Here is a 6962-nt window from a genome sequence, read left to right on the forward strand (position 1 = left end):
GCTGCACGTACCTCGGGGGAGGTGGCGCGGTAGGTGTCGAAGGCTGCTTCGGCTGCTTTGGTGGCGTCTTCGAGCTGCGCCACGCTGACCATGCCGAAGGCGGGCTCAAGCTTTTCGCCGGTGGCCGGATTGATGGCATTGACCTCGCCGTCCAGACCTGCGACGCCCCGGCCGCATATGATCGATTGCCCATTGACTTGCATAAATAACTCCGTGTCCTGTCTCGACATTGTGCAGGCTGGTAGCGCGGAGATGAATTCGGAAGCACACCCTCAAACGGCTAGGGATGAAGGGGTGCGCGCGAATTTAGTTCAAGCGCCTGGGACAAGATTTCCAGCGCTTACTGCCGCCTGTCCCTGGGTAGTGCGTCTAGCTCTGTTTGGCTGTCGAGGGGGTCACAGCGCTGATTCCCAGCCGACCATCATGTCCTTGACCAGCTGACGGTCGCGTGTGTCAAGAACGCTGATCGGCGGACGCACGTCCCGTCTGCACAACCCGATTTGTGCAAGTGACTCCTTAACAACAGAGACATTCTTTTCTGAATCGTTCAGCGCCCGTAACTCCTCGAACGGCTGTATCAGTTCCCAAATTTTCATTGCGCTTCCTGTATCAGAGGCACGCAAAGACTGAAGTAGTTGCAGTGAGAGCACGGGGGCTACGTTTGCAAAGCCTGAAGTGAATCCGGTGGCCCCAACAGCCCAATAGCCCGGTGCTGACAACTCCGCTAGACCAGCGATCCATACAAGCTCATCACGGTCGCACTCCCTGAGGACTGTCGCGAAGCGGACTGGATCGGGGACAGCGTATTTCACCCCGGACAGGTTAGGTGCAGCATCAGCTAGGCGTGCAATCGTTTTGCCATCTATACGGGGGTTTCGAACGTAAAGTACGACTCCGAGTTGGGGGACGGCGTTTGCGATAGCAAGGTGATAATCGAACCACCCTTCAACGCTTAAGTACGGATGAACCGGCTGATGGATCATGACCGCAGTGGCGCCGGCCTGGTGGGCAGCTTTCGCAGCTTCTACAGCTTCTAGAACTGAATGTCCCACTCCCGCCAAAACCATGCCTGCGGTCCCGACGGCGGCCACAGACAGCTCCAAACACCTTTGTCTTTCTTGAACGGTGAGCGAATAAAACTCACTCGTATTTCCGTTTGGCGTTATTACCTCGATACCCGCTTCGACCATCCTGGAGATGATTCTTGTGTACGCATCTGAGTCGACGTTGCCGGCCGAATCAAAGGGAGTAACCGGGATGGCTACAACTCCTGCTAGCTGACTGCGTATCTGTTCAAACATCTTTTACTCCTAATCTGGGCTTCATATCTCATATATGATACATGATGTGAGCGAAGACACCATCCTTGACGAAAGCTCCTCAATGCTGATTCAGGCCTCACGCTGCTGGTTATGTTGCACGATAAGCATTCATGACGGCTTCGGACGGCATCTGATGGAGGTCGACCTTGCACCATGCATTGACTTGGTGTGCCTTGGTGCCCGCGGCGCTTTATGGCGGTGAGTAGTCAAAGACTCGGGAGGACAAGATCCACTGGCGGCCTAGACCGGCAGTCCGCCCCACATTGCCTAAGCTGCGTCGAGCAACAACGTGTCCTTCGTCGCTTACCTAGGAAAACAACATCACTGGGTTGGGGTGAGGCAACTCCATCTTTGGCTTGCTCATGGGTGAGCTCATGCCAAGTGAATTGCGTTCCTGCTTTCAACGCGGGCTTGCCCCCGTAACTAGTCCCATCTCACCGATCGAAAAACAATCTTCACCCGATGCTACTTCGGCCCCTGTAGGGATAATTGCCGGGGTAACGGCAAGACAGGCACAGGGAGAACCACGTCCGAGGACACGACGCCACAGGCGATCTCAATTAGTTCGACGAACACGAGGCCTTAGCGGTCACCCTTCAAAGTTCCAAGGGCTGGACCATCGGGGACGGAATCGGTGATTGGACAGAGATTCCAGGGAGCATGCTGAAACGGCACCTCCGTCTGTGTCAGCTTCTTGATCGGAGCCAACCTTCGGAGGTGCCGTTTAATCAATTTTAAGCATTATGAGTCAGCGAGGTCTCTTACACCATGCCTACTGTTGACCTGCTTTGTGCATATCAGCGACGCGCATTTCATCACCGGAAGCCGAATTGGGTTCATACGAAACAGCAGGACTGAGGGCAATCATTGCACCGACTTTGACCATCATGGCATCGCGGACAATCTCTTCGCGTTCGTAAGCCAGAGCGTCCGCGAATGCTTGAGCTCTCTTTTCCCCGGTTGCGCTTTCGCCCACTGCGATCAGGGTGTCCAGTTCGGGTGTTCCGTAGCTACTTTGTCCCCCTTCGCTTCCGAGATTGTTTCGCAAAGTGAATGAGGCGTCTCCTGCTTGGTTTCCGTGCATACCCATGAGAAGCCGCGGACCAAAGTCAGCTGGGACAGGCCGCAACAAGTGCTGGAGCCAAGTATTTACATCCCCCATTTCCACCTTCACATTGAGTCCCGCTTCCGAAAGGCTATTTTGGACAACCTCCATGGCTTCGCCCGCCTTGGGGTAGAAACCAGTACGGCCGATGATAGTGATCTGCTCATCAACGGGAACACCGTCGGCCTTTGCCTCTGCAATCAGCGCTTTTGCTTTCTCCATGTCATAAGGCCACGGTTGGAGGTCCGGGTTGTGACCCGTCACCCCCTCGGGGACTAATTGGGTCGCCAACTTTCCTTTGCCGGCGAATATGGAAGCCAGAAGTCCTTCCTTATCGAGCGCATAGTTAATGGCTTCTCGCACTCGAATATCATTCAGTGGCGCCTTACCTGCGTCCATCCTCATATACGTGACTTCGTTAGTGTCGTATTCGACCGCTGAATCGCCTGCCCCATCTTCTGGCGACAATGTGATCGCAACGTCGGCTTCGTTATTCAGCACCATTGCTGCCCGGATTGTTCCCTCCGGCCGCCATGAATATTGAGCCGTTGAAAAGTCGGGCAGTTCGCCCCAGTAGTCATCAAATCGCTCTAAGGTCAGGCTAGTACCAGGCTGCCAAGCACCTACTTGGTATGGGCCCGTCCCAACAGGTTCTCGGACCTTGTTCTGCTGGTCAGTGGTAATCGGCACAATACCGACGAAGGACAGCTTGAGCGGCAAGATGGGATCGGGTGTTGCTGATGTAACTTTGAGTTGCAAGTCGTCGACGACTTCGGTTGTGAGCTTTTGGTCTGCGAAGAACTGGCCAGCAACGTCACACCCTAGATCCGGATTCATCATTCGGTCTATGGAGAAAGCTGCAGCCTTCGCGTCGAAGACTGTGCCATCGTGGAATTTAACTCCCTCTCTCAGGGTGAAAAGCCAAGTCTTGTCGTCTAATTGCTGCCATTCGGTCGCAAGTGCGGGATTCAGCTCACCTGTGGCGGGATCTCGCGATGTCAGCCCCTCCGAGATATTAGATCGCGTCACCAGCCCTGTTGAGTTCTGGGAGCTTTGGCACGGCTCAAGCGTAGGCGGCTCTTCTTTGAGCACTATTCGAACGCTGTCGGCCGAAGCGGTCTGATCGGATGCGGACCCGACTGAGCATGCTTGAAGGCCAAGCACCACAGTCACGAATGCGGCCGCACTCAATGCACTGCTACGACGAAAGCGTGCGAACGGGCGTGTGGGAGTCAAAATTTTCTCCAAACTGTTAGCGACGTAGGAGCTACATTGCTCTCCGCCAATCTCTTTGGTCTCATATACCATATATGAGATATTCAACGTGTGTCAAACCTCACATGCAGGTGAGCTGCACGCCGACCGCCGTGATGGGAAAGTCTGGATTATATATCGCATATGATGGAGGGATGTTACTTGGAAGCGACGGAGGTGTTTCCGTGAATGGGAAATTGGCCCTTCCTCAATCGCGAATCGAGTTGGTGTTGGAGTCGATTCGCCAGTCAATCTTGACCAATGAATTCGCTCCCGGCACCCCATTGGTAGAAGCGGAACTCGCCGAAAGGATGGGAGTTTCCAAAACCCCTGTTCGGGAAGCGCTGAAAATCCTTTCGAACACCGGACTTGTTCAATTTGTCCCCTATAAGGGGGCCCGAGTCCAGACGGTGGACGCGAAGTTCATCTCCGCGGTGTGCGACCTGCGACTAGTCATGGAGCCCGAGGCGGTACGCCGATCCGTTGGGGCTCAATCCCGTCCAAGCTTGGCACAGGCAGGGATGGTCCTCGACGAAGCCCGTCAGGCGGTAGCCGCTGGCGATCGTGCAAAGTTGAGCATCCTTAACCGGCAGTTCCACTCGCTCCTGTACCAGGATTGCGGCAACCATCTGATGCGAGACGTGTTGGATAACCTGAGGGATCGTACTGCACTCATCAGCGTCATCGGTTGGCAGACGGCCGAGACATCAGAATCTGTCCCGTCTTATGAAATTGAATGGGGTGAGCATAAGGCGATGTTGGACGCTGCATGTGATGGCAAGGCGGACTTGACCCGGACACTGGTTGAGAGCCATATTCGCCGGTTCTGTGAGCGGAGCCTCCAGTCGGTTGGCCTCCCGCTCGGCGCTACCTCGTCACAAGCTACGCAATAGTAGCGCAGCGCCTCCGGCGAGACGTTAGCGAACGGATTGTCGGCCGGAACCGAGCCCAGACGATGATGCTTGTCCGCCGCGCCGCAGCTGGTTGTCGATTGTGCTGGAACCAGCAAGACGCCGAGGGTTGCTCTCGTTGTCTGCGAGGGCAAGCCCGGCTCTAGTCATTGGAGATTACGGCGGTTCGTTGCGACGCTGCCTCTTCGGATAGGGTACGCGGTCCTCTCGCCCTGTCATGTGAGCTCAGATCCGCCGTGATCACACACGGATTCATATTCAGCCGGCCAGACGGCCGCATTCAGTGACTGTGGCGGCATCTCATTCACCGTTCAGAAAAGAATGAGCGTCCCCTCATCGCATCAAGCGCTTGCAACTTGCCGCTCGCCACCTGCTAGGAATGGACCTAACTACCGGTGATGCTTGGCGCCGTCAATTAATAGGCACGTCATGTCTTCCTAATTGCCGGAAACGCTGCTCTGATCCTCATTGTGGTGGCCCGCCAGGGGCGGACACGGCGACAGAGTGCTAAGGAGCTCCTTCGCCGAAAACGGCGGTCTCCGCTGTCCAGCTCCTTGCCCGTTCGCTGATACTAAGCCCAAGGCCCGGACGCTCAGGGACGACCATTCTTCCGCCCTTGATTTCGAGCCGCTCATTAAAGAGCGGGTCCAGCCAGTCAAAATGCTCCACCCAGCTATCCAGTTCATATGCTGCTGCCAGATGCAGATGAATTTCCATCGCAAAATGTGGCGCCATGCTCAGGCCGGCTTGGTCTCCAAGTGCCATGATCTTCAGAAAAGGCGTGATACCGCCAACACGAGGAGCGTCAGGCTGGATGAAATCCACCGAGGCTTTCGAAATCAATTCACGGTGCTCCGCCACGCTCGTGAGCATTTCCCCAGTGGCAACGGGCGTGTCCAATTCACGCGCCAGGACCGCATGGCCAACGGCATCGTGTGCATCCAACGGCTCTTCGATCCACGTCAGATTGAATTCCTCCAGCGCCCGGCCCATGCGGATTGCAGTCGTGCGATTCCACTGTTGGTTGGCATCCACCATGAGCGCAAATTCTCCGCCAAGCGCGTCCCGGACAGCGGCCACGCGCTCAATGTCGAACCGCGACTCAGGGTGGCCGACCTTTATCTTCACTCCGCCGATACCGGCGTCCACCGATGCCTCAGTGTTGGCAATGATTTCATCTATAGAGAGGGAGAGATATCCGCCGGAAGTGTTGTAGCACGGAACTGAATCCCTGTGCGCACCGAGGAATTTGCCGAGTGGCAGGCGTGCACGCTTGGCTTTCAGATCCCACAGAGCAATGTCGAAAGCTGCGATGGCTTGTGTGGATAACCCGCTGCGGCCCATAGAGGCGCTGGACCACATCAATCTGGTCCAGATACGCTGGATGTCATTCGGATCCATGCCGATGAGCTCCGGCGCGATCTCCTTTGCATGCACAAACTGCCCGGGACCGCCAGCACGTATGGCATAGCTGTAGCCGACACCCTCAAAGCCAGCCTCGGTGGCAATCTCGGCGAACAAGAACGCGATTTCCGTTAGAGGCTTCTGCCTGCCGGTGAGCACTTTTGCATCACTGGTAGGAGCGACTAGAGGCAAAAACGTCAAGGATAGTCTGACCGAAGAGATCCGGTCTATGGATACTTCGGACGGGCTCGACATGGTTTTCATAGTCCCAGATTGGTGCGGAAGACTGCTGATTTGGCTCACACTCGCTCCTATAAATTCGATTAAATTCGATTGTTCCCAGACAGGCAATTTCGGAGACGCCAAAAAATCCTTCGTCTTCGCGTTATATTTCTCTCAGCCGTATTCCATCACTGCCCCTGAGTTCTGCGCGGTGTTGTTCAGTGCAGCGATTCAGCCGTCCTGTGGATTGCTGAGAGATGTATGCACACTGAATGATCCTCCTTGTCCTGGTATTCCGAGACTTAGCATTAAGGCGCCGCGCCGGAGCCACGTTGCAACTACTGAATGTGGCACTCCCTCGACTGAAGGTGCGGCGCTGCCTTCCATAGAGGCATTTTTATGAAGCGTTAGCGGAGCCGCACCCGACGGCGGCCTTGGTAACGGCTGGGGTAGCGGGAGACAACGTAACGGGCCCGCGCGGCCTGTACCATCCGAGCGGAAAGGACGAGCACCTGTGATGTCACATGACCTGCAGCCGCTAATACCATGGGACCACCGCGGCTCGACCGCGACGTTCCCATGATGGCGTGGGCTGGCTGCACAACGCAGGCCTCCTGCTGGGTGTGGTGCTGGCCTTTCTCTCAGCAGCAGGGCCAGGATGATGATGCTGGCGGGTAGGAGAGCGGGGTCTACGAGTGCGATGACGGGTGCGGCGAGCATGCCCATGCCGAAGCCGATCGAGGA

4 protein-coding genes and 1 pseudogene are annotated in these 6962 nt (G+C 56.0%); 1 reads left to right on the top strand and 4 read right to left on the bottom strand.

Annotated elements, in window-relative coordinates; genetic code table 11:
- The 3 genes and pseudogenes from AC3A4M_RS22725 to AC3A4M_RS22735 form a co-directional block, all read right to left on the bottom strand.
- Window positions 1-203, bottom strand: a pseudogene (locus AC3A4M_RS22725) (aldehyde dehydrogenase (NADP(+))); the annotation flags it as partial.
- Window positions 204-395: 192 nt separating this feature from the next.
- Window positions 396-1301, bottom strand: coding sequence for a dihydrodipicolinate synthase family protein (locus tag AC3A4M_RS22730; protein ID WP_498738888.1), 906 nt, complete (start codon window positions 1299-1301; stop codon window positions 396-398).
- Between the two features lie 793 nt (window positions 1302-2094).
- Window positions 2095-3519 (bottom strand): ABC transporter substrate-binding protein, encoded by a 1425-nt coding sequence (locus AC3A4M_RS22735; RefSeq protein ID WP_498738890.1) that lies wholly within the window; start codon window positions 3517-3519, stop codon window positions 2095-2097.
- Window positions 3520-3866: 347 nt separating this feature from the next.
- Here AC3A4M_RS22735 and AC3A4M_RS22740 point away from each other — a divergent pair, with 347 nt between their 5' ends.
- A complete protein-coding gene (locus AC3A4M_RS22740) occupies window positions 3867-4574 on the top strand; it encodes a GntR family transcriptional regulator (protein WP_498738892.1) in 708 nt (235 codons plus the stop codon).
- A 525-nt stretch (window positions 4575-5099) separates the two neighbouring features.
- Here the strand turns inward: AC3A4M_RS22740 and AC3A4M_RS22745 are convergent.
- Entirely contained in the window at window positions 5100-6260 is a 1161-nt protein-coding gene (locus tag AC3A4M_RS22745) for an L-talarate/galactarate dehydratase (protein ID WP_498738893.1), read from the bottom strand.
- Window positions 6261-6962 lie beyond the last annotated feature (702 nt).

It is taken from the genome of Arthrobacter sp. Soil_C_60, from assembly GCF_057656375.1.

Coding starts and splice junctions, on each gene's coding strand:
- AC3A4M_RS22730 (WP_498738888.1), bottom strand. CDS start 1,301: ATGTTTGAACAGATACGCAGTCAGCTAGCAGGAGTTGTAGCCATCCCG.
- AC3A4M_RS22745 (WP_498738893.1), bottom strand. CDS start 6,260: ATGAAAACCATGTCGAGCCCGTCCGAAGTATCCATAGACCGGATCTCT.